Source organism: Corallococcus sp. AB038B, assembly GCF_003668955.1.
Lineage (GTDB): Bacteria > Myxococcota > Myxococcia > Myxococcales > Myxococcaceae > Corallococcus > Corallococcus exiguus.
Genome location: NZ_RAWO01000006.1, coordinates 212,120 through 232,721, shown reverse-complemented (window position 1 = coordinate 232,721; position 20,602 = coordinate 212,120). Strand labels below are relative to the sequence as shown.

Sequence of the window (20,602 nt, the reverse complement as noted above, 5' to 3'; positions counted from 1 at the left end):
TTACCGCCCTGTCGGGATCATCATTTGCAATCCACCTTTCGTCGCATGGGGCCCAGCGAGCTGCTGCCCCGCTACATCTTCGCGGAGAGCCTGTTCGCGCGCCGGCGCGTGCTCGAGGTCGACGCCGTGGCGTCCACGGGCGGCGAGAGCGCGCGCTTCCTGGTGGAGCGGGGCGCGCGCACCGTGGTGGCGTGCGACGCGGACGTGTCCGCGGTGGAGGCGGCGCAGAAGGCCCATGCGCACCCGCAGCTGCGCTTCCGCGCCAACGTCTATGACGACCTGGAGGCGGGAAGCTTCGACCTGGTGCTGGTGACGGACCTGGCGCCGTATGTGCGCGCGCCTGAGCTGTTGGCGGAGCTGGCGCGGCTGGTGGCCCGGCAGGGCTTCCTGGTGGGTGGCCTGCGCAACATCGCGGGGCTGGCGCTGCCCCAGTTGCTGGAGCCGGAAGAGACGGTGCCGCCCACGTACGGGCAGCTGCTGGACGCGCTGACGGCGCACTTCCCGCATGTAGAGGTGGCCACGCAGTCGCCGGTGCTGGGCTACCAGCTCGCGTTCGAGCGGGGCGACGGGTTGCAGGTGGACGGCTCGCTCGTGCGGCACAGCGAGGCGGCGTACTTCGTGGTGATGGCGGGCCTGGAGCCGACGCGGGTGGTGGACCCCACGTGGGTGCAGCTGCCGCCGGAGCCGCTGGCCTTCACGCGCGGCAAGCTGGACGAGGTCGCGGCCCGGGCGAAGACGTGGGAGGAGCGGGCAGGGCGGCTGAAGGAAGCGGTGTCGAAGCTTCGCGCGGAGATTGGAGACCGCGAGGCGGAGGTCGTGTCGCTCAAGCCGGCGCTGGAGGGCGCCCGGCAGGACATGGCGCGGCTGACCGCGCAGCTGGAGCAGGCTCGGGGCACGGTGGAGTCCGCGCGCGAGCGGGACGACCTGAGCAGCCGGCTGCGGCGCCGTGAGCTGGAGTTGCAGGTCGCGACGGAGCGGATCGCCGATGCGGACCGGCGGCTGACGGCGCAGCGCCTGGAGGTAGAGGCGGCGCAGCGTTCGCAGGCGGACGCGGGCGTGCAGGCGCTGGCTGCGCAGGAGACGCTGCGGCTGGAGCGGGCGCGGCGCGAGGAGACGGCGGCGACGCTGGATGAGTCTCGCGAGCGGCTGACGCAGGCGTACACGGAGCTGCGCGACCTGCAGGATGAGCTGGGCTCGCTGCGCATCGACCGGGAGCGGGACCGGCTGGCGGCGGAGCGCGCGCAGGACGGAGCGGAGGACAAGCGCCGTCAGGCGGAGGCGGCTCGCGAGCGGGAGCTGCGCATCGCGGAGCAGTATTCGACGGCGCTCGCGGCGGTGGAGCACCTGAAGGCGGAACTGGCGCGCGCGCAGGAGTCGGCGCGGACGGCGGGCGACGCGGTGCCGGTGAAGGACGCGGAGCTGGCGCGAGCGCGCCGGGAGCTCGCCGAGGCCCAGCAGCGGATGCACTCCGCCGAAGGGGCGCGCAAGGACGCGGAGGCGCGGCTTTCCGAGCGCGAGGCGTTGCAGCGTGGTCTGGAGACGGAGCTCACCAGCGCGCGTGAGGCGGAAGGCCGGCTGCGGCAGGAGCTGGAGGGCCGCGCTCAGTCGGAGTCGGCGGCTCGGGCGCTGGCGGCGCGGTTGGAGGAGGAGCTTCACGCGGCCGGGCTGCGCCTGGAGTCTCTGGAGGCGGAGCAGAAGCGGGTCGAGTCCGCGCAGCACGTGGCGGGGCAGCGGCTGGTGGCGGCGGAGACGGAGCGTGTCCGCGTGGAGGCCGCGCTCGTCCAGGCCATCGACGCGGAGCGGGGCCAGGCGCAGGCACGACTGGAGGAGGCGCTGGCCCAGTCCCGCGCCGAGGCCGACGAGCGGGTGACGAACGCGCTGGCCGCCGCGCATTCCGACGCGGATTCGCGGCAGGAGCGCGCGCTGGCGGAGGCCCGCGAGCAGGAGGAGGCTCGGCTCGCGCGGGCGTTGGAGGAGGAACGGGCTTTCGCGGAACTCGCGCTGGAGGAGGCCCGTGAGCAGGCGGATGCCCGGCTCTCGAAGGCGTTGGTGGAGGCCCGGTCCGACGCGGAGGCTCGGCTCGCTCGGGAGTTGGAGGAGGCCCGGTCCGAGGCGGATGCCCGTGTCGAGCGTGCGGCGGCGGATGCGCGCGAGGCGGCTCAGGCGCTGGAGGCGAATCGGTCTGACGCGGATACCCGTGTCGAGCGTGCGCTCGCGGATGCGCGCGAGGCGGCTCAGGCGTTGGAGGCGGCTCGGGCCGATGCGGATGCCCGTGTCGAACGCGCGGTGGCGGATGCGGAGGCCCGTGTCGAGCAGGCTCTGGCCGACGCGGATGCTCGGGTGGCGAAGGCGCTCGCGGACGCCTCCGCTGAACGGGCCGCGGCCCTGGCGGAAGCGGAGAGCCGCCGCGAACAGGCGCTCACCGAGGTTCGTGCCACGGCCTCGGCTCAGCGGAGCCGGCAACTGGTGGATGGCGAGGCACGGACAGCGCAGGCTCTCGCGGAAGCGCGTGCCGACGCGGAAGCCGAACGGGCCCAGGCGCTGGCCGAAGCCCGCGCCGAGTCGGAGGCCGAGCGGGTCCGGCAGTTGGAAGAAGCCGAAGTCCGCGCGGCGCGGATGCTCGTGGAGGTGCGTGCCGAAGCGGAGGCGCTCCTGGCCCGTCGGCTGGAAGAGGCCGAAGCCCGCTCGGCCACCGCGCTCACCGACGCCCGCGCCGTGTCGAGCGGCCAGACGGAGCAGGTGCTCACCAACGTGCGCGCCGAGGCGGAGGCCCGGCTCGCGGCGGCGGAGGCGCGTGCCTCCGAGGCACTCGAGGCCGCGGTCGAACAGGCCCGTTCCGAAGCCCGGGACACCCTGGCCCGTGAGGTGTGGGAACACGGGGCCCGGCTCGCGGAGTCGAACCAGGCGCGCGAGACCGCCGAGGCGCGGAACACGGAGTTGGAGGCAACGCTCCGTTCGCTGCGGCAGGAACTGACGGACTCGGAAGCTCTGTCCGCGCTCATCCAGGAGGACCTGGCTCGGGAGCAGAAGGCCCGGGCCTCGGTGCAGGCGGAGCTTGATGCGGCTCGCGAGTCCCTGACCCACGAGCAGGAGCGGGGGGCTCGCTGGGAGGCGTTGCTCGCCGATACCCAGGCCCAGCTGCTGTCGGAGCGCGAGCAGCAGGCCCGCGCGCAGGTGGCACTCGCGAACCTTCAGGAGTCGCTCGACGCGGAGCGGGCCCTTCGCTCCCGGTTGGAGGGCTCCGAGTCCTCGTGGAACGAGGCGCAGAGCGCACTGGAATCGGACCGGCTGCGGCTGGATGCCGCGCTGGGCGTGGCGCGCACGGTCTTGGAGGAGGAGCGCGCGCAGCGGGCCCGGTTGGAGGCGTCGTTCTCCCAGCTCCAGCAGGACTCCGCTTCTGCGCTGGAAGCGTCGCGGGGTTCGGCACAGGAGGCTCGGAGCCAGCTCGAAGCGGAGCTGTCGGCGGCGCGTGCCGCTCGGCTGTCCACCGAGGCCGCCTTCGAGCAGACGCGCCAGACCCTTTCGGAGGCCCAGGCCTCTTTCGCCGAAGCGCAGCGCACGAACGAAGAACTGCGGCAGTCGCACGCGGCGTCGGCGGACGAGGCGCGTGGGTACGCCCGGGAGCTGGAAGAGGCCCGTGCCGCGCTGACGGAGGCGAAGCAATCGCAGGCGGCCCTGGATGCGACGGTGCGCGAGCTGCGCGCGGAGCTCACCGAGGCGCGGCGGTCCGAGGTTGAGGCGCTGTCCTCGCTCGATGACGCGCGTACGCAGGAGGCTCGCGACCGCGAGTCGCGCGCGACGGATGAGGCTGCGCTGCGCTCGGAGCTGGAGACCCTGCGTGCGGAGGCCTCGGCCCAGCGCGAGCGCCTGACCGAAGCGGAGCATGCGCGGGCATCCGTCCAGACCCAGCTCGCGGAAGTCGAAGCCCGCCGCGCCGAACTGGAAGCGTCGCTGTCGGACACCGAGTCCCGTTTCGCTGAAGAGGCCGCTCGTCTCCCCGCGATGCAGCAGTCCCTCACGGAGGCCGAGGCTCGCCTCGCGACCGAGACCGCGCGAGGGGCCTCGCTGGAGCAGTCGCTTTCGGAGGCCGAAGCCCGCCATGCCGCCGCGTCTTCGCAAGGGGCCGCGCTGGAGCAGTCGCTCGCGGAGGCCGAGGCCCGCCATGCCGCGGATGCCGCGCGTCTGACTTCGCTGGAGCAGACCCTGGCGGAGGCGGAGTCCCGGCAGACCACGGAGACCGAGCGCCATGCATCGTTGGCGCGGACGCTTGTGGAGGCCGAGGCCCGGCTTGCCACGGAGTCCGCGCGGCGCTCCGAACTGGAAGCAGCGCTTTCGGAGGCGGAGTCCCGGCAGGCCGCTGAATCCACGCGGCGTGCCGAACTGGAAGCGGCGCTTTCAGAGGCGGAGTCCCGACAGGCTGCGGAATCCACGCGGCGTGCCGAGCTGGAAGCGGCGCTCACGGAGACAGAGTCCCGGCAGGCTGCGGAGTCCACGCGGCGTGCCGAGCTGGAAGCGGCGCTCGCGGAGACGGAGGCCCGGCAGGCCACGGAGTCCATGCGGCGCTCCGAGCTGGAAGCGGCGCTCGCGGAGGCGGAGTCCCGGCAGGCCACGGAGTCCACGCGGCGTGCCGAACTCGAAGCATCGCTCTCGGAGGTCGACGTCCGGCAGGCCGCGGAGTCCACTCGCCGTTCCGAACTGGAAGCGTCCATCGCCTCGGCGGAGTCCACGATTGCCGCCGAGACTGCTCGCCGCGCCGAGCTGGAAGCTTCGTTGAAGGACGCGGAGTCCCGCCTCGCCACCCTGGAGCAGGCCCTGGCGGACGCGGAGAAGCGCGCCTCTTCCGAGACGTCGCGCCGTGTCGGACTGGAAGCCTCCCTGACGGAGGTGGAGTTCCGACTCGCCGCGGAGACCTCGAACCTCAGCGCGCTGGAGGATTCGCTCGCGCAGGCGGAGGCCCGTCTCGCGGAGGGCTCGCAGTCGCAGGACGCGGCACGCGAGTCCGAAGCCCGGGCTGCACGTCTCACGGAGTCCCTGAGCGCACGCGAACAGGAACTGCGCGAAGCCAGCGCCCTCCGGGTCTCCATGGAGGCGCAGCTGGAAGGCGCGCTCTCGCGGACCGAGCGGCAGCAGCAGGACCTGGACGAACTGCGCGAGCAACTGGGGCTGAAGGAGCAGGAGCTGACGGCCGTGCGCGCCGAGACGGCCCGCTTGGGTGCTGCGCACCAGGAGTTGATGCGCCTGGGCTCCGAGCTGCAACGGGCGCACGCCGCGCTGCATGAGCGCAGCCAGCAGGTCGGCCGGCTGGAAGCGGAGTTGGTGGATGCCAGCGACCGGCTCGCCGCCACGCGCGAGCACGCGGAGGTGCTCGTGGTGCAGCTCGAAACCGCGCGACGCTTCGCGGGCAAGGCCACGAACCTGGAGTCCTCGCTGGAAGGCCTGCGCGAGGAACTGGAAACCGTTCGCGCGGACGCGGCCCGGCTCACGGAGACCGTCCAGACGGGGAACGAGCGCACCGCCACCCTGGAAGCACAGCTCGCGGACCTCACCTCGCGCGCGGGGCAGGAGCGGACCGACCTGGAAGCCCGGCTCGCGGAAGCCACCTCTCAGGCCGGCACGGAGCAGGCTGAGCTGGAGCTGCGCCTGACCGAAGCGCTCACCAGCGCGGGCACGGACAAGGCCACGCTGGAGCTGCGCCTCAACGAAGCGCTCGCGCGCGCCGGCCTGGAGAAGGCCGAACTGGAGACTCGCCTCAACGAACTCCTCGCGAACGCCGGGACGGAGAAGGCCGAACTCGAAACACGCCTCAACGAACTCCTCGCGAACGCCGGGACGGAGAAGGCTGAACTCGAAACTCGCCTCGCCGAAACGCTCGCCCAGGCCGCCACGGAGAAGGCCGAACTGGAAGTGCGGCTCGCGGAATCCACCGCCCAGGCCGGCACGGAACGGTCGGACCTCGAAGTCCGTCTCGCCGAACTCACGGAGCAGGCCCGCGAAGAGAAGGCCTCCATCGAGGCACAGCTCGCGGACGCCACCGCCCGTGCAGCGGCGGAACGGGCCGAGCTCGAAGCCCGCATCGCGGACCTCACCGCTCAATCCGACTCCGCGAACGCCGAGCGCGACGCCCGTCTCTCGGAAGCCCAGGCCCGCGCCTCGACGGAACAGGCCGAGCTCGAAGCCCGCCTCGCCCAATCCGCCGAACAGACCCGCGAATCGCTCGCCGCCATGGAGTCCCGGCTCGCCACGGCGCTCGAGGACGCGCGGACCGAACAGGCCGCGCTGGAGGCCCGCGTCGCCGCCCTGACCCAGGCCGCCGCCGACGCCGAGGCCCATGCCCGCCGCGCGGACACCGAGCGCACCGCCATGGCCTCCGAACGTGAGCGCCTCCAGTCAGACCTCACGGTCGCCCGCGCCGCCCGCGTCCGCCTGGAGGGCCGGACCAACTCCCTGGAGACCACCGCCGCGGATGCCGCGCGCCTCCTGGACACCGAGCGTGCTGAACGCGACCAGCTCTCCACCCGGATCCGCGAACAGCAGGCCCGGCTGGACGCGCTGGAGACCGAACGCCAGACCCTGCTCCAGGCCCTGGAGGAGTCGAAGTCCGCCGCCGCACCGCCTCCGGAGGACGTGCTGGAGATGGCCGCGGAGATGGAGGTCCTCCAGGCCCACGTGGAGAAGATGCAGGACCAGCTCGCCGCCCGGGAGGCCGAACTGGCCGAGCTGCGCCGCGCCAGCGCCCCCGCCGCTCCCGGAGCTTCACGCCGGGCCATGCCTGCCCTGGACGTTCCCACCGCGCCCAAGAAGGTCGGCGAGCGCGAATAAACGCGGGCGTCTACACTTCCCCCCGTGGACGCAAGCGAACGCATCTTCAAGTACCACGGCCTGGGCAACGACTTCGTCGTCCTGGACCGGCGCCGCACGGGCCAGGACATCGACGCGGAGCAGTCCCGCTGGCTGTGCGACCGGCGCCGGGGCATTGGCGCGGACGGGGTGCTCGCACTCCTCCCGTCGTCCCGCGGCCTTGCCCGCATGGTCGTCCACAACGCCGACGGCAGCATCGCGGAGATGTGCGGCAACGGCCTGCGCTGTGCGGTGAAGTATCTGGTGGACCAATCCGGCAAGCACCCCGCGCTCATCGACGTGGAGACCGGGGCCGGCGTGCTCACCTGCGAGCCCGGCTACGGCGATGGCGGCGTCGTCGGCGTGGACATCTCCATGGGCCCGGCCCGGCTGGTGGCCGCGAACCTGCCCTCCGGGACGACGGGCCAGCCCTTCGTGAGCGCCCCCGTGCCCGGCCATGAAGGCCTGCTCGGCACCGCGGTGAACATGGGCAACCCGCACCTGGTTCTCCTGGATCAGCCCCTGGAAGCCGCCGAGCGCCTGGGCCCCGGCCTGGAGCGGCACCCCGCCTTCCCGGACCGCACCAACGTGGAGTTCGTCCGCGTGGACGAGGACGGCCTCACCGTCGTCGTCTGGGAGCGTGGCTGCGGCCTCACCCAGGCCTGTGGCACGGGGGCGTGCGCGTCCGCCGTGGCGGCCGTGCTGGCGAAGCGACTGCCCTCGAATGCCTGGCTGCGCGTCACCCTGCCGGGCGGAGACCTGAGAATCCGCGTTCCGGACGACCTGTCCGACATCCGGCTCCGAGGCCCCGTGGCCTTCGTCTTCGAAGGCGTTGTCGTGCTTCCAAGGGCCCGATAGCCTTCGGTTTTCCTCCCTTCGCCCCCCGAGCGCCGTGGCCGGTCCCATCCTCGTCGTCGACGACGACCTGTTCTTCCGACAACTCGCCACGGACCTGCTGTCGCGCCGGGGGCACCGCGTGGTCGCGGTGGAGAACGCCACCCTGGCCCTGGCCGAGGTGGCCCGGGCGACGTTCGACCTGGTGCTCACCGACGTGGTGATGCCCGGCGTGGACGGCTTCTCGCTCACCGCGCGCCTGCGCGAACGCGACCCCGAGCAGGAGGTCATCCTCGTCAGCACGCGCGAAGACGTGCAGGGCTCGGAGGTCGCGCTGCGCCTGGGCGTGGCGGACTGCCTGGTCAAGCCCGTGGAGGAGTCGGACCTGCTGCTCGCGGTGGACCGCGCCATGGAGCGCGCCCAGCTGCGCCACGAGCGCGCCCGGCTCCAGGACGAGAACCTGGAGTTCGCCCGCTTCCACAACCTCCAGCAGCGCTGCCTGGAGCTGCTCTCCCATCCGGACCTGGAATGGCTCCAGGAGCGCGTCATCGCGGACCTGGGCGCGGTGTGCGACGCGCAGAGCGCCGCGCTGTGGGTGGTGGACGACCGGGGAGACCTGGCGCTGCGCTCCTACCGGGGCCTGCTCGACAAGCAGTTCCTGCCGGAGAAGATGAGCCCGGAGGGGCCGCTGTCCCTGCGCCTGCGCGAAGCCGCCCCGTGGCTCGCGCGCGATGAGCGCTCCCCGGTGCTGTACGTACCGCTGGTGGCCGCCGGGGAGGTGATGGGTCTGGCGCAGCTGTCCGACCCGCTCACCGGTGACTTCCGCGTGGAGCACACGCGCGACGCGAAGGTGCTGGCGGACTTCGCCGCGGTGGGCGTGAAGAACGGCCGCAAGCTGATGGCGCTCCAGCGCCTGGGCCTGCGCGACCGCGACACCGCCGCGTACAACCTCAGCTACTTCACCGACTACGCGTCCAAGGAGATCTACAAGGCGCGCAGGTACGGGCGCACGTTCTCGCTGCTGACCTTCAGCATCGACAACCTGCCGCTGGTGCGCGTGCGGCTGGGCGCGCAGGACGCGAAGAAGGCGGTGCGCGGCATCATCAAGGCGCTCAGTAAAATCATCCGCGACTCGGACGTCATCGCGAAGGCGAGCGACCAGGAGTTCTACCTCCTCCTTCCGGAGACGGACTTCTTCGGCGCCATGATGTTCGTGCGCCGCGCCGTCGCCGCCGTGCGCGACGAGCCGGACGTGCAGGATGTGGAGCAGCGCCTGCCGCTGGCGCTCGTCGGCGGAGCCAGCACGTTCCCCAAGGACGGCGAGGACTTCGACGAGCTGGTGCACCGCTGCCGCCGCCGCATGGACGAGCGCCGCGCGTCGCTCCAGCGTCGGCTGATGCTGGACGGGCTGCCGTTCTGGGACGAGGTGGATCTGCTGCTGGGCACGCCCAACAGCCCGCGCCTGCCCACGGATGACCGCGCGGAGCCCAGCCGCCGGGGCAAGGTGGCGGACGTGCTCTTCGACGAGCTCCAGGTGGAGATCGCCCGGGAGCTGGTGCGCGACCCGGGCTCGCGCGGGTTGCTCTACGTGGGCGGCCCGGAGATCCGCGCGGACCTGCCGCTGGCGGTGGGGCTGGAGCAGGCGCCGCCGGACCTGTCGTCTCGCATCTACCTGTTGGGCCGCCGCGTGGACCTGGAGTCGCACGCCGCGCTCACGCCGGTGTTCCTGGAAGGGGACGAACGGGTGGCGCGCCACGAGTTCATCCTCTGGCTGTCGGAGAGTGCGTCGTACGCGCTCATCCAGCGGCGGGGGCGGGGCGCGACGTGGGGGTTCCACACCTCGGACACCGCGGTGGTGGACGGGCTCATCTCCAAGCTGCAGGCCGAATACGACCTGCAGCCCTACTGACGTCACGAAGCGGAGCAAGCGACCTTGGCCCAGGTGCGGAAGATCCTCATCGCCGACCCCGACCTCGACTCGGTGCGCGCCCTGTCGCGGGCGCTGCGCACGAAGGGCTATCAGGTGCACTACGCGCCGGATGGCTCGCGGGCGCTGGAGGTCGCGGTGCTCCGGCACCCGGACCTGACGCTCTTCGACGAGGCGTGCCGGCTCTTGGACGCGCGCACGTTCGTTCAAATCCTGCGCACCAACCCGCGCACGGAAGACATCCCGGTGGTGCTCACCACGTCCAGCCTGGACTCGGACCGGGCGCGGGGCATGCGGGACGGCACGCTGCGCAAGCCCTTCAACCTGGATGAAGTGCTCAGCCGCATCGAGCACATCTTCCGGCGCAACGAAGCGGCCAAGGACCTCAAGAGCGAGCAGCAGGAAATCGAAGGCTCGCTCAGCCAGCTCAGCATCCCGGACCTCATGCAGATCCTGGGCATGAACAAGCGCAACGGGAAGCTGTCGCTCGAGCGCGGCGCGGAGCGCGGGGAGATCACCGTCTCCGACGGCCGCACGGTGAACGCGCGGCTCGGGAGGGTGGAAGGGGAGAAGGCGCTGTTCCGGCTCCTGTCGTGGACGGAGGGCAACTTCACCTTCACGCCTGGCACCAGCGCCGCGCGCCCGCGCATCAACCGCGCCATGGACGACGCTCTCCTAGAAGGCATGCGCCAGTCGGACGAGGTGAACCGTCTGTTGCCGGGCCTGCCGCCGCGCCACACGCGGCTGATGCTGGCACCGGAGGTGGACCTGTCCGAGGAGCAGCACCCGGTGACGGCGCAGGTGATGGAGTTGCTCCGTCAGCCGCGAGCGCTGGGCGAGGTGTTGGACCTGGCGCCCGCCACGGACATGGAGGTCCTGGGCGTGCTGTCCACGCTGCTCCAGAAGGGCGTAGCGCGTCCCACGGAGAGCGAAGGCCAGAACCTGGGCGCGAGCGACCTCATCGGCGCGGCGGAGGTGCACGCGCTGCGTGGGCGCCTGCTGCGCACGCGGACGCTGGCGAAGGTCGCGACGGCGAAGGTCTTCGTCTGTGGCAGTGGTTCATCCGCGGCGCGGCGAATCCTGGCGCGGGTGCCGGGGCTGGAGGCGATGTCGGCGGACCCCACCGCGGTGAAGAGCGGCTTCGGGACGCTGGGGCGCCTGGAACTGAGCGACGTGCTGAACGTGGACTTCTGCGTGCTGCCTCCCGCGGAGGCCGCGCGCCCGCTCTGGCGTCCGTTCAGCGCGGGATCCATTGGCGCGCTGTTGATGGACAACTCGGAGCCGGCGGTGCGGCTGGCGCACTACCTTGCTTGGGAGGTCCGCATCCCCATCGTGGTGGTGGGCACGGAGGTCCCCGCGCCGCTGCAGGGCGCCCCGGCCGGAGTGATTGCACCCGGTGAAGACCTCACGGAGGCCCTGCGCGCCATGCTGGTCCAGGCGCTCAACCCCGCGCCCACGCTGCCCGGCGTCACGCAGGTGCAGCGCGCCTCCGTGACGCCCCAGTGAAGCGGCACGCTTCGGCGCTCCAGATGCATCGGGGCGCGCGTCAGTGACACCTCAGTAAGCGTTCAGCTCCGGCGCTCCAGGTACATGGGGAGCGTGCCCTTGGGCCGCAGCGTCAGGTGCGAATCCGGCTCCAGCGTGAAGCCGGGCGCTTCGCGCAGGCGGTAGCGCTGGGCCACGGTGGCCAGCACGAGCTGCGCCTCCATCATCGCGAAGCTGTTGCCGATGCACTGCCTGGGCCCGCCGCTGAAGGGGAAGTACGCGAAGCGGTGGCGCTTCGCCGCGGCCTCGGGGGCGAAGCGCTCTGGACGGAAGGCGTCTGGCTCCTCCCAGAAGTCCGGATGGCGCTGCGTGACGTAGGGGCTCACGTCCACCGACGTCCCCTTCGGGATGCGGAAGCCGCCAATGACGTCGTCCTCCTCCACGCTGCGGCTGAAGATGACCGCCGCCGGGTACAGCCGCATCGTCTCCTCCACCACCTGCTTCGTGTACCCGAGCTTCGGCACGTCCTCCACCGTGGGCGCGCGTCCCCCCAGCACCGCGTCCAGCTCCGCGTGCAGCCGAGCCTCCACCTCCGGGTGCTTCGACAGCAGTCCCCACACCCAGCTCAGCGACGTGGCCGTCGTCTCGTGGCCGGCGAGGAGCATCGTCATCACCTCGCTCCCCAACTGCTCGTCCGTCATGCCCTCACCCGTGTCCTCGTCGCGCGCGAGCATCAGCATGGAGAGCAGGTCGCCCGTGTCGTCGCCGCGCTGACGCCGCGTGGCGATGATGCCCCGCACGGTCCCCAGCAGCGTGGCGCGCGCGTCCCGGAAGGCGCGGTCGTAGCGGGTGGGCAGCACGGGCGGCAGCATGCGGAAGGTGCGGAAGCGCTCGGCGATCTGCTGGCTCAGCTCGGTGAAGGCCGCGCCCACCCGTTCGGTCTGGTCCTCCACGGACGTGCCGAAGAGGGCCTCTCCGACGATGGCCAACGTCAGCCGCATCATCTCCTCGTTGATGCCCACGGGCGTCCCGTTCGCGGCGGCCGTCTCCCAGCGCTGGAGCAGTCCTTGTGTCTGCTTCACCATTCCGGCGGCCATTCCCGCGATGCGCTGCCGGTGGAAGGCGGGCTGGGCCAGGCGCCGCTGCCGGAGCCAGAAGTCCCCCGTGCTCGTGAGCAGGCCGTTGCCGGTGATCCACCGGCCCATGCGGTACGTGAGGTGGTCCTTCGTGTAGTTCTTCACGTGGTCCTGCAACACGTGCTTCACGGCGTCCGGATGCGCGACCAGGTGCGAGCGCATGGGGCCCAGCCGGTAGCGCACCACGTCACCGTACTGGCGATGGAGCGTGCCCAGGCAGCCCAGGATGTCGCGGCGCACGTCGGGCAGGATGCCCATGAGCAGGTGGCCCCGGGGACCCGGGGGCTGGCGGGTGACGGCGGCGGTGGCGGTGGTCATCGGGCGCTTTCTCCTGAAGGGAGGTATCGCGCTCCCATGCCCCGCGTGCATGGTCCCGGGGCGCCAACGCATTGTCCGCGGGCGCCACCGCGCATTGCGAGTCGAGGCGGCGTCAGGCCATGCTGGCCCGCCATGCGTCCCCAGACGCTCCAGTCCTCGCTGTTCCGCCCCCTGTTCCAGGTGGGCATGTCGCTGGGCATCGCCCGGGAGCGGCTGCTCGAAGCGGTGGGCGTGGACGAAGCCCTGCTCGCGCGGCCGGACGTGCGGCTTCCCTACGTGGCGCTCCAGCGCGTGTGGACCCTGCTCGTCGAGGTGGGCGGCTCCGAGCCGCTGGCCGTGAGGCTCGCGCAGGCGCTGGAGCCCACCCACGTGGGGCTCGTGGGCTACGTGCTGGTCAACAGCCCCGACCTGCGCACGTCCCTCCAGCGCTATTGCCGCATCCACGCGCTGCTGGACCCGCGCACGACGTGGCGCGTCCTCCAGCTGCCCGGGATGATGCGCGTGGAGCTGGAGTTGGATCCGCAGGATGAATGGGCCTCGCGCATGAAGCACCCGGTGGAGGGGCTGCTCGTGGCGATGGTGGCCAGCGGCCGCGCGCTCAGCGGCGAGGACTGGCGCCCCACGCGCGTGTGCGTCACGCATCCGCGCCATGCGGCTTCGCCGGCCGTGGAGGAGTTCCTCGGCGTCGGCATCGAATACGGCGCGAGCGCCAACCTCGTGCAGGGTGACGAGGCCGCCGCGAACCTCCCCATTCGCCACGCGGACATCGAGCTGGGCAACCTGCTCCACGCCCGCGCGGAGGCGGAGCTGGCGCGGGTGGAGGCCCACGAGGTCCGCTCCTGGCGCGAGCGCGTGGAAGAGGTGCTCGCGGCCCAGCCCCGAACGGGGGACCTTGTCCCCGCGGACGTGGCGACGCGGCTCGCGGTGAGTGAGCGCACGCTCCAGCGCCGCCTGCGGGAGGAGGGCGTCACCTTCGCGGGCCTGGAGGACGCCGTGCGCCGCGACCGCGCCTTCCAGCTCCTGCGCGACGGACAGTTGCCCCACTTCGAGATCGCCTTCCTCCTGGGCTTCAGCGACCCCAGCGCTTTCACCCGCGCCTTCCGCCGCTGGAGCGGAACGACTCCGGGACAGTGGCAGGTGTCCCAGGCCGCGAAGCCGTGAAGGAGGCGGACGCCGGAATCCGTCCCTCGCGCGGAATGTTTTCCACATGGGCGCGGCACATGGCCGCACCGGAGAGGGGAACACGGATGATCAAGACGCTGAGGGACGCGGAAGAACTGGTGCGCACGCGCCACGTCATCACCGAGGTGCCCACCCACGGGCCCACGTCCCTCGTCGAACAGGTCATGGGTGGCAGGCCCACCGGCAGCTGGCGCGACCACGCGAAGGGGCGCCTCGCGTACCGGCTGGGGCGCATGTTGCGCGCGTCGAAGGACGTGCTCGCTGTGCGGCTGGTGGAGGGCAAGGTCGCCTTCGTGGACCCCACGCTCTGGCCCGCCGTCTACCGCGTCGCCATGGAGCCCGCGCGCCGCCGCCCGTCGCTCCAGGGCCTGTCCCCGGACGCACGCGCGCTGCTCTCCACCGTGGAGCGGGACAAGCGCGTCCCCTTGGACAAGGAAGGCCCTTGGACCAAGGCGCGCGAGGCGCTGGAGGAACGGCTGCTGGTCCACTTCTCCGAAGCGCAGGATGAAGACGGCCGCCATGTCGCGGTGCTGCGCTCGTGGCGGGCCTGGGCTTCTCCCAACCTCAAGGCGGATGCGGCCCGGCTCTCCTACGAGGACGCCCAGGCGCGGCTGCGGGCGGCGTGCGACGGGGCTCCCACGGGGCTGGGGCCCTGGGTTTTCTAGACGCGCCGGGACTTCAGGCAGCCTCGTCCAGGATCTCCAGTGCGTCCCGGACCCCCGGCAGCCGGGCGAGCAGCTCGTACTCCGCGGGCTGGAGCATGGACACACGGCGGCCCGCGACGCGCTCCATCCACAGCTCGATGCGGTGGTCGCCATCCGGGTTGCGCTGGCGGGAGATGCGGGCGCGGCGGCCCTCCTTGTGACAGGCCAGGATGTCCTGCTGGAGGCTGCGGAGACGGCGGAACACCTTCAGCGCCATTCGACCCTCGGGGGTGTCGAACGTGTGGAAATGCCGGTTCCGCGACAGCGGCCGGCTGGGATCATGAAGCCTCTCCACGAGGCGGCGCACGAAAGGGTCCATCGACGGGGAAGGATAACATCCGGTACCCTGTCCCTCAGCGATGCCCCATCGATTTTTCCCCCGTCCCTGGACGCTCGTCCTGCTCCTGCCGCTTGCTTGCAAGGACCCAGAGACAGCGGCCGCGCAGAAACAGGCCGTACAGGTCCAGAACTCCCTGTCCCAGGGTCGTGAGGCGCTCACGAAGGGCCAGTACGCCCGCGCCATCTCCGAGCTGCAGAAGGCCGCCAACGCCGCGCCAGAGAGCGTGGAGCCGCTCCTCCTCCTGGCCAAGGCACACCAGGGCGCCGGCAACCCGGGCGCGGCCATCCTCACGCTCAAGCAGGCGGAGGGCCTCATCCCGGGCACCGACCCCGTCATCCAGAAGCAGCTCTCCGACCTGTACATGGGGGAGGGGCAGATTCCCCAGGCCATCTCCACGCTCGTGTCGCTGAGGGAGGAGGGCAAGCTGTCCAACGAGGACATCCTGTCGCTGGCCCGCCTCCAGGCGCGGCAGGGGAACCCGGACGCGGCCTTCACCACGCTGGAGCGCATCCTCCGGGAGAACCCGGACGACGCCCCGACGAAGACGATGGAGGCCGAAATCCTGCTCATGAAGGGCGAGGAGCTGCTCGCGGCCAACCTGATGGACCGCGTGCTCCAGGGCTCGCCCAGCTTCACGCCCGCGAGGCTGTTGCGCGCGCGCTTCTTCCTGATGAGCGGCGTCAACGACATGGCGGAGGCGGACCTCCAGTCCGTGCCGCCCGAGGACGCGGACTCCACGGACGTGGTGGCGATGAAGGCCCGCGTGCTCATGGCGCTCGGGCGTCCGGCTGAAGCCGAAGGCGCGCTGCGCAAGCTGCTAGAGGACGACGCGGAGAACGCGGAGGCCACCGCGTGGCTGGCGGAGATTGTCTGCGCCCAGGGCCGTGCATCGGAGGCCCAGCAGCTGGTGGACCGCGCGCTGCACCTGCGCCCGCGCTTCGCCCGCGCGCTGTACGTGCGCGGCCGCGTGCTGGAGGAGCAGAGCGACGCGCGCGGGGCGGAGGACAGCTACCGCTTCGCCCTCAAGGCGGAGCCCGCGTTCCCGCCCGCGCTGTCGCGCATGTGGCGGCTGCACCTGAAGGCCGGCCGCAAGCCGGAGGCGCAGGAAGTGCTTGAGCGGCTCACGAGCCTGAACGAGGCGACCGTGGAGGAGAAGGCCGCGCTCGCGAACCTCTACGCCCAGTTCGAGACGCAGCTGCCGCGCGGCAAGAAGCTCATCGACGAGGCCCTGAAGCGCGAGCCGCACAACCCCGACTACCTGCGCATCCAGAAGGCCATCGACAAGGCGACGCCCAAGAAGAAGAAGGCGGGCCCGACGGGGCCCGTCATCATCCGCGGGCGGCGCTGACGGCGGGCGCGGAGGAGGGCAGCCCCTCCGCGTCCATGACGACCTTCTCCAGCGCCTTGAGCCCCTTGCGCTGGCCCACCGCCACCACGAGCAGGTTCTCGCGAGTGAAGTAGCGCCGGGCCACTTCCCGCACCCGCGCGGCCGTCTGGCGGTCCACCTGATCCGCGCGGTGGCCGAACGTCTCCGGCCGGCGGAACAGCTCCACGCCGCCGAACCATCCGGCCAGCTCCCCCGGCGAGTCCTGGGAGAACTCCAGCAGCATCCGGTGGCGGCGCTTGGCGCGGTTCAGCTCCTCCTCGCCCGCCTCCTTCTCACAGAGCTCGGAGAGCACGCGCAGCGACTCCGCCACCACGAGCGACGCCTTCTCCGGCGCGCTGGCCGCTTCAATCTCGAAGAGGCTGAGGTCGTGGTACGTGTCCAGCCCCGCCTGCACCGAGTACGCGAGGCCGCGCTTCTCCACGATTTCGAACGGCAGCCGCGACGACAGTCCGTCGTCCAGCAGGCGCCGGAGGATTTGCAGCGCGGGGAAGTCCTCGTGCTGCTCCGGGACGGCGCGGAAGGTGAGCTTGAACTCCGTCTGCGACTCGTCGTGGGAGACGAAGTGGAAGTGCGGCCCGGGGCCCAGCGGCGGCGGCGCGCTCTCCGTGGTGGCGCTGCCCGTGGGCAGGTGGGCGAAGGCGCGCTCGGCCAGGGCCAGCACCTCCGAGTGCTTCACGCTGCCCGCGGCGGACACCACCAGGTTGCCGGCCACGTAGTGCCGGGCGAAGTGCTCCAGCACCTGGGCGTGGGTGAGGGCCTTCACGGACTCGGGGGTGCCGGCGATTTTCAGGGACAGCGGGTGGCCGGGGAAGAGCAGGCGCTTGGACAGGTTGTCCAGGTCGATGTCGCGCCCCTTGTCGTCCACCTCGTCGAGCATCTCCTCCAGGATGATCTGCCGCTCCACCTCCATGTCGGTGAGGCGGGGGCGGGTGAGCATGTCGCCGATGACGTCCAGGCCCACGCTCAGGTGCGACGGGTGCAGCGGGGTGTAGTAGTAGCCGTGGTCGCGGGTGGTGGCGCCGTTGAGGTTGCCGCCCACCTCCTCCACGGCCGCGTTCATCTTCACCGTGTCCGGCCAGGCCTCGCTTCCCCGGAAGAAGAGGTGCTCCAGGAAGTGGCTGACGCCGTTGTTTTCCACCGACTCATGCCGGCTGCCGGTCCTCACGTAGACGGCCAGCAGGGCGGTGTGCAGGTGGGGCGTCTCGACGGTGACGACGCGCAGCCCCGAGGGCAGCACGTCCCGGTACGGTGTAAAGCTCATGCGCGAGGAAGCCTTAACACGAAGGTCGTCCCCTGGCCGGGAATACTCTGGCAGGAGAGCGAGCCCCCGTGGGCCTGGAGGATCTGTTGGCTCACCGCGAGCCCCAGGCCCGTGCCGCCCTCCTTGGTGGTGAAGAAGGGCTCGAAGAGGTGGCGGCGGACCTCCTCGGTCATGCCGTTGCCGGTGTCGCGCACGGTGACCTCCACGTCCCCCTCCTTCGGGATGGTCGCCACGGTGAGCCGTCCCCCGGAGGGCATGGCCTCGCGGCTGTTGCGAAGCAGGTTGAGGAACACCTGCCGCAGCTGGCCCTGGTCGGCGAGCACGCGAGGCGTGCCGGGCGCGAAGTCCCGCACCACCTCCACGCCCGCGCGCACCAGCTCCTCGCGGGTGAAGTCGAGCACGCCGTCCAGCACCGCGATGATGTCCTCCGGCTCCAGGTCCGGCCGGGCGGGGCGGGCCATGCGCAGGTACTGCTCGGTGACGTCGGTGAGGCGGTCCACCTCATGGGTGACGGCGGAGAGCAGCTCGCGAGCCTCCGTGGCGGTGTCCTGCGAGTCGAATTGCGCGCTGTCCACCGCGTCCTGGAGCAGCTCCACGTTGAGGCCAATGGAGGACAGCGGATTGCGCACCTCGTGCACGATTTGAGCGGAGATGCGGCCGACGGCGGCCAGCTGCTCCGCGCGCATCAGCGCCTCCGCCTGGGACTTGAGCTGCGCCTCGCGTGCCTGGAGCGAGCGGGCCATCTGGTCGAACTCGCGTGCGAGCAGGGCGACCTCGTCCGCGCCGCGCACACCCAGCTGGGCGGAGTAGTCGCCCCGGCCGATGCGGGACACGCCTTCGATGAGCGTGCGCACCGGGCGCAGCGTGCGGGCGGACCAGGCGGTGACGCCCACGCCCACGCCAATGGCCATGATGGACAGCGCGATGATGGTGAGGCCCGTCCTGCGCTCGCGCTCCTCCGCGCCGTCCACGCGCTCGCGGATGCGATTGGTCAGCGTCGCGCGCAGCACACGCAGCTCACGGCCGATGGCGCTCTCCAGTTGGCGCAGCTCGGCGGTGGCGCGTGCCACCTCCTGGCTTTCGGGGGACTCGGACGCGAGCGAGGTGAACACGGCCTCCACCGCGTGCCCGTAGGCCTTGGAGTTGCGTGACAGCTCCGCGAAGCGCGAGTCCAGCTCCATCACGAAGGGCACTTCACCTTCCGGGGCGAAGGTGAGCACCTCGCGGGCCTTGGCGCGGGCGGCCTCCAGGCGCTGGGCCATCTGGGGCGCGTAGTACAGGCTCGCCAGCCGGATGAGCGCGCGGCGCGTCTCCACGCTGTTCTGCTCCAGCACCCGCTCGGTGTCCTTCTCCTGGCTGGTCTGGAAGGTCTCCAGCGCGGCGGCGTCCTGGGACAGCTGGAGGTAGCCCTGGCTGACGAGCCGGATCTCCAAACGGTTGCGGTGCAGCTCCGCCACGCTGAACAGGGACACCGCCCCGAACGTCAGCAGCACCAGCGCGTAGCCCAGGAAGATGCGGGTGGCGAGCGAGAGCTTCATGGAGGAGGGGACAGGACATACGTCCTGAGGAGGCCCCATTACAGCGCAATCCCCACCGCGCCGCCTGCTTCCGGCCGCCTGGACTCCACCTCTCCGGGGAGGGGGGCTGGTAGCGTCCGCCGCATGGCTCCGCGCTTCGTCCGCTCCACGCTCCTCGCCGCCGCCCTGGCGTCCCTCACCCCCGCCTGCCGGGAGAAGGAGGTCCGCCCTGCCCTGGACCTGCTCACCGCCTCCTGTGCCGGCACCCAGCCGCTGGCCGGGGTGACGCACCTGCGCTTCCGCGTGACGGGCCCTGGCCTGGACACGCCCCGAGAGCGGGTGTCGACGGTGAACTGGACCTGGATGGAGGACGTGCCCACCCTTCCGCCTGGCCTCGAACGGGTGCTGGAGGTGCGGGCCTACGTGGGGGTACCGGATCAGGGCGGCCAGCTGGTCTCGCTGGGCCGCTCCGTGCCGTTCACCGTGTTGGACGGGGAGGATGAGCCGAATCCGCGGGTGCGTGTGGTCCTGCGGCGGCTGGGGGAGTTCGTGCCGGTGAACCTGGCGTCGGATCCGAGGACATGCTCGTTGCCGGCCGAAGCGCGCGCGGCGCACACGGCCACGACCCTGCCGGATGGACGGGTGTTGATCGCTGGAGGCTACAGGCCCGAGGCGAACGGGACGCGGCCCGTGTCGGCGACCACGGAGCTGTTCAACCCGGCGGAGGGCACGTTCATCCCCGGACCGGACGTGGGCGCGCGGGCCTTCCACACGGCGTCGCTGCTGCCGGATGGCCGTGTGTTCCTGGCGGGCGGCGCGGAGTCCTTCGCCCCGGTGGCGTTGCAGTCCACGGCACGCCTCCTTGACCCGAGGACGGGTGCAAGGAGTGAGCTCACGCCCAAGGTTGCGCGCTACCAGCACGCGGCGGCGGTGGATGCGAAAGGCCACGTGTTGCTGGTCAGCGGACGCGCGGCGGATGGCGGCACGGTGGACACGCTGGAAGGCTTCGACTCGGCCACGGGGCGATTTGTCTATCACCCCGCACCGTTTGACTTCGTGGACGCAGCGCTGACGGTGGATCCGAGCGGGCAGATCTTCCAGGTCGTGGGCGGAGGCACTGTCGTGGGGGCCGTGAGGGACGTGGTGGCCTTCTCGTTCGGCGACGACGACATCTCCTCACTGGCCACGGGGGCTGAGCTTCGTGTCCCCCGGGTGGGCGCCGCCGTGGCGCTGCTGGGCCGGGCGGACGAGGATCCACTGCCCCTGGTCATGGGGGGCTTCGACGGCGTGGACCCGGAGAAGGGCGCGCGGCCCGTGGGCGCCTCCGAGTTCCTGAAGGGCGTGATCCTCGCGGAGGACGGCCCCGCGTTGATGCCCCGGAGCAACCTGTGCGCGGTGACGCTGCCGGACGGTCGCATCGTGGCGCTGGGCGGGCGGGGCACCGGCATCGGCACGACGTACGCAGTGCCATGGGTGGAGCTGATCACCCCGCACGCGGGCGCGCAGCCCACGGTGTTGGGGCTGTCGCTGATGCCGCAGCCGCGCGTGTGGCACACGTGCTCCGCGCTGCCGGACGGCTCCGTGCTCGTGGTGGGCGGCGTGGACGACAGCACCGGGGAGATCCGCGCCAACACCGAAGCCCTGGTGGTGATGCCGCCGCCGCGCGACTGAAGC

Annotated in this window: 12 protein-coding genes; 8 read left to right on the top strand and 4 right to left on the bottom strand. The window is 71.7% G+C overall.

The genetic code is table 11. The annotated features are described in order from the left end of the window. Positions 1–45 precede the first annotated feature (45 nt). Genes D7Y04_RS46575 through D7Y04_RS24545 form a run of 4 tightly spaced genes read left to right on the top strand, consistent with a single transcriptional unit; the run spans position 46 to position 11,104 of the window. Positions 46–6,819 carry a methyltransferase domain-containing protein gene (locus D7Y04_RS46575; RefSeq protein ID WP_121760860.1) on the top strand — a complete coding sequence of 2,258 codons (6,774 nt, stop codon included), beginning with the start codon at positions 46–48 and terminating at the stop codon, positions 6,817–6,819. 24 nt (positions 6,820–6,843) lie between these two features. Further along, positions 6,844–7,695 carry a diaminopimelate epimerase gene (dapF, locus tag D7Y04_RS24555; RefSeq protein WP_120594871.1) on the top strand — a complete coding sequence of 284 codons (852 nt, stop codon included), beginning with the start codon at positions 6,844–6,846 and terminating at the stop codon, positions 7,693–7,695. A gap of 34 nt (positions 7,696–7,729) precedes the next feature. Beyond that, positions 7,730–9,580: a response regulator gene (locus D7Y04_RS24550; RefSeq protein WP_120594870.1), complete on the top strand. Its 1,851-nt coding sequence runs from the start codon at positions 7,730–7,732 to the stop codon at positions 9,578–9,580. A 24-nt stretch (positions 9,581–9,604) separates the two neighbouring features. Next, entirely contained in the window at positions 9,605–11,104 is a 1,500-nt protein-coding gene (locus tag D7Y04_RS24545; RefSeq protein WP_120594869.1) for a DUF4388 domain-containing protein, read from the top strand. A gap of 62 nt (positions 11,105–11,166) precedes the next feature. On the opposite strand, the gene D7Y04_RS24540 is transcribed toward D7Y04_RS24545, so the two are convergent. After that, a complete protein-coding gene (locus D7Y04_RS24540) occupies positions 11,167–12,537 on the bottom strand; it encodes a cytochrome P450 (protein WP_121760859.1) in 1,371 nt (456 codons plus the stop codon). A gap of 132 nt (positions 12,538–12,669) precedes the next feature. Here D7Y04_RS24540 and D7Y04_RS24535 point away from each other — a divergent pair, with 132 nt between their 5' ends. Continuing rightward, a complete protein-coding gene (locus D7Y04_RS24535) occupies positions 12,670–13,698 on the top strand; it encodes an AraC family transcriptional regulator (protein ID WP_158627582.1) in 1,029 nt (342 codons plus the stop codon). Between the two features lie 86 nt (positions 13,699–13,784). Beyond that, complete coding sequence (locus D7Y04_RS24530) at positions 13,785–14,384, top strand: RNA methyltransferase (protein WP_120575994.1); 600 nt, start codon at positions 13,785–13,787, stop codon at positions 14,382–14,384. Positions 14,385–14,397: 13 nt separating this feature from the next. Here the strand turns inward: D7Y04_RS24530 and D7Y04_RS24525 are convergent, their stop codons facing one another. Next, positions 14,398–14,640, bottom strand: coding sequence for a hypothetical protein (locus tag D7Y04_RS24525; RefSeq protein WP_233601563.1), 243 nt, complete (start codon positions 14,638–14,640; stop codon positions 14,398–14,400). Between the two features lie 142 nt (positions 14,641–14,782). Between D7Y04_RS24525 and D7Y04_RS24520 the strand changes: the two genes are divergently transcribed. Next, complete coding sequence (locus D7Y04_RS24520) at positions 14,783–16,111, top strand: tetratricopeptide repeat protein (protein WP_121760857.1); 1,329 nt, start codon at positions 14,783–14,785, stop codon at positions 16,109–16,111. On the opposite strand, the gene D7Y04_RS24515 is transcribed toward D7Y04_RS24520, so the two are convergent. Both D7Y04_RS24515 and D7Y04_RS24510 read right to left on the bottom strand, forming a co-directional pair. Further along, complete coding sequence (locus D7Y04_RS24515) at positions 16,092–17,411, bottom strand: pitrilysin family protein (RefSeq protein WP_120564037.1); 1,320 nt, start codon at positions 17,409–17,411, stop codon at positions 16,092–16,094. The genes D7Y04_RS24520 and D7Y04_RS24515 overlap by 20 nt on opposite strands. Then, entirely contained in the window at positions 17,408–18,949 is a 1,542-nt protein-coding gene (locus tag D7Y04_RS24510; protein WP_120594863.1) for a HAMP domain-containing sensor histidine kinase, read from the bottom strand. Before D7Y04_RS24510 ends, D7Y04_RS24515 begins: the two co-directional genes overlap by 4 nt. A 123-nt stretch (positions 18,950–19,072) precedes the next feature. On the opposite strand from D7Y04_RS24510, the gene D7Y04_RS24505 reads away from it, so the two are divergent. Continuing rightward, the gene (locus D7Y04_RS24505) at positions 19,073–20,599 is read left to right on the top strand and encodes a hypothetical protein (protein ID WP_121760856.1); all 1,527 of its coding nucleotides are present in this window, start codon (positions 19,073–19,075) and stop codon (positions 20,597–20,599) included. Positions 20,600–20,602: the final 3 nt, after the last annotated feature.

What these genes read in the sequence shown, in the direction of transcription:
- D7Y04_RS46575 (WP_121760860.1), top strand. Translation starts at nt 46, where the DNA reads ATGGGGCCCAGCGAGCTGCTGCCCCGCTACATCTTCGCGGAGAGCCTG.
- D7Y04_RS24540 (WP_121760859.1), bottom strand. Translation starts at nt 12,537, where the DNA reads ATGACCACCGCCACCGCCGCCGTCACCCGCCAGCCCCCGGGTCCCCGG.
- D7Y04_RS24535 (WP_158627582.1), top strand. Translation starts at nt 12,670, where the DNA reads ATGCGTCCCCAGACGCTCCAGTCCTCGCTGTTCCGCCCCCTGTTCCAG.
- D7Y04_RS24530 (WP_120575994.1), top strand. Translation starts at nt 13,785, where the DNA reads ATGATCAAGACGCTGAGGGACGCGGAAGAACTGGTGCGCACGCGCCAC.
- D7Y04_RS24525 (WP_233601563.1), bottom strand. Translation starts at nt 14,640, where the DNA reads ATGGCGCTGAAGGTGTTCCGCCGTCTCCGCAGCCTCCAGCAGGACATC.
- D7Y04_RS24520 (WP_121760857.1), top strand. Translation starts at nt 14,783, where the DNA reads ATGCCCCATCGATTTTTCCCCCGTCCCTGGACGCTCGTCCTGCTCCTG.
- D7Y04_RS24515 (WP_120564037.1), bottom strand. Translation starts at nt 17,411, where the DNA reads ATGAGCTTTACACCGTACCGGGACGTGCTGCCCTCGGGGCTGCGCGTC.
- D7Y04_RS24510 (WP_120594863.1), bottom strand. Translation starts at nt 18,949, where the DNA reads ATGAAGCTCTCGCTCGCCACCCGCATCTTCCTGGGCTACGCGCTGGTG.
- D7Y04_RS24505 (WP_121760856.1), top strand. Translation starts at nt 19,073, where the DNA reads ATGGCTCCGCGCTTCGTCCGCTCCACGCTCCTCGCCGCCGCCCTGGCG.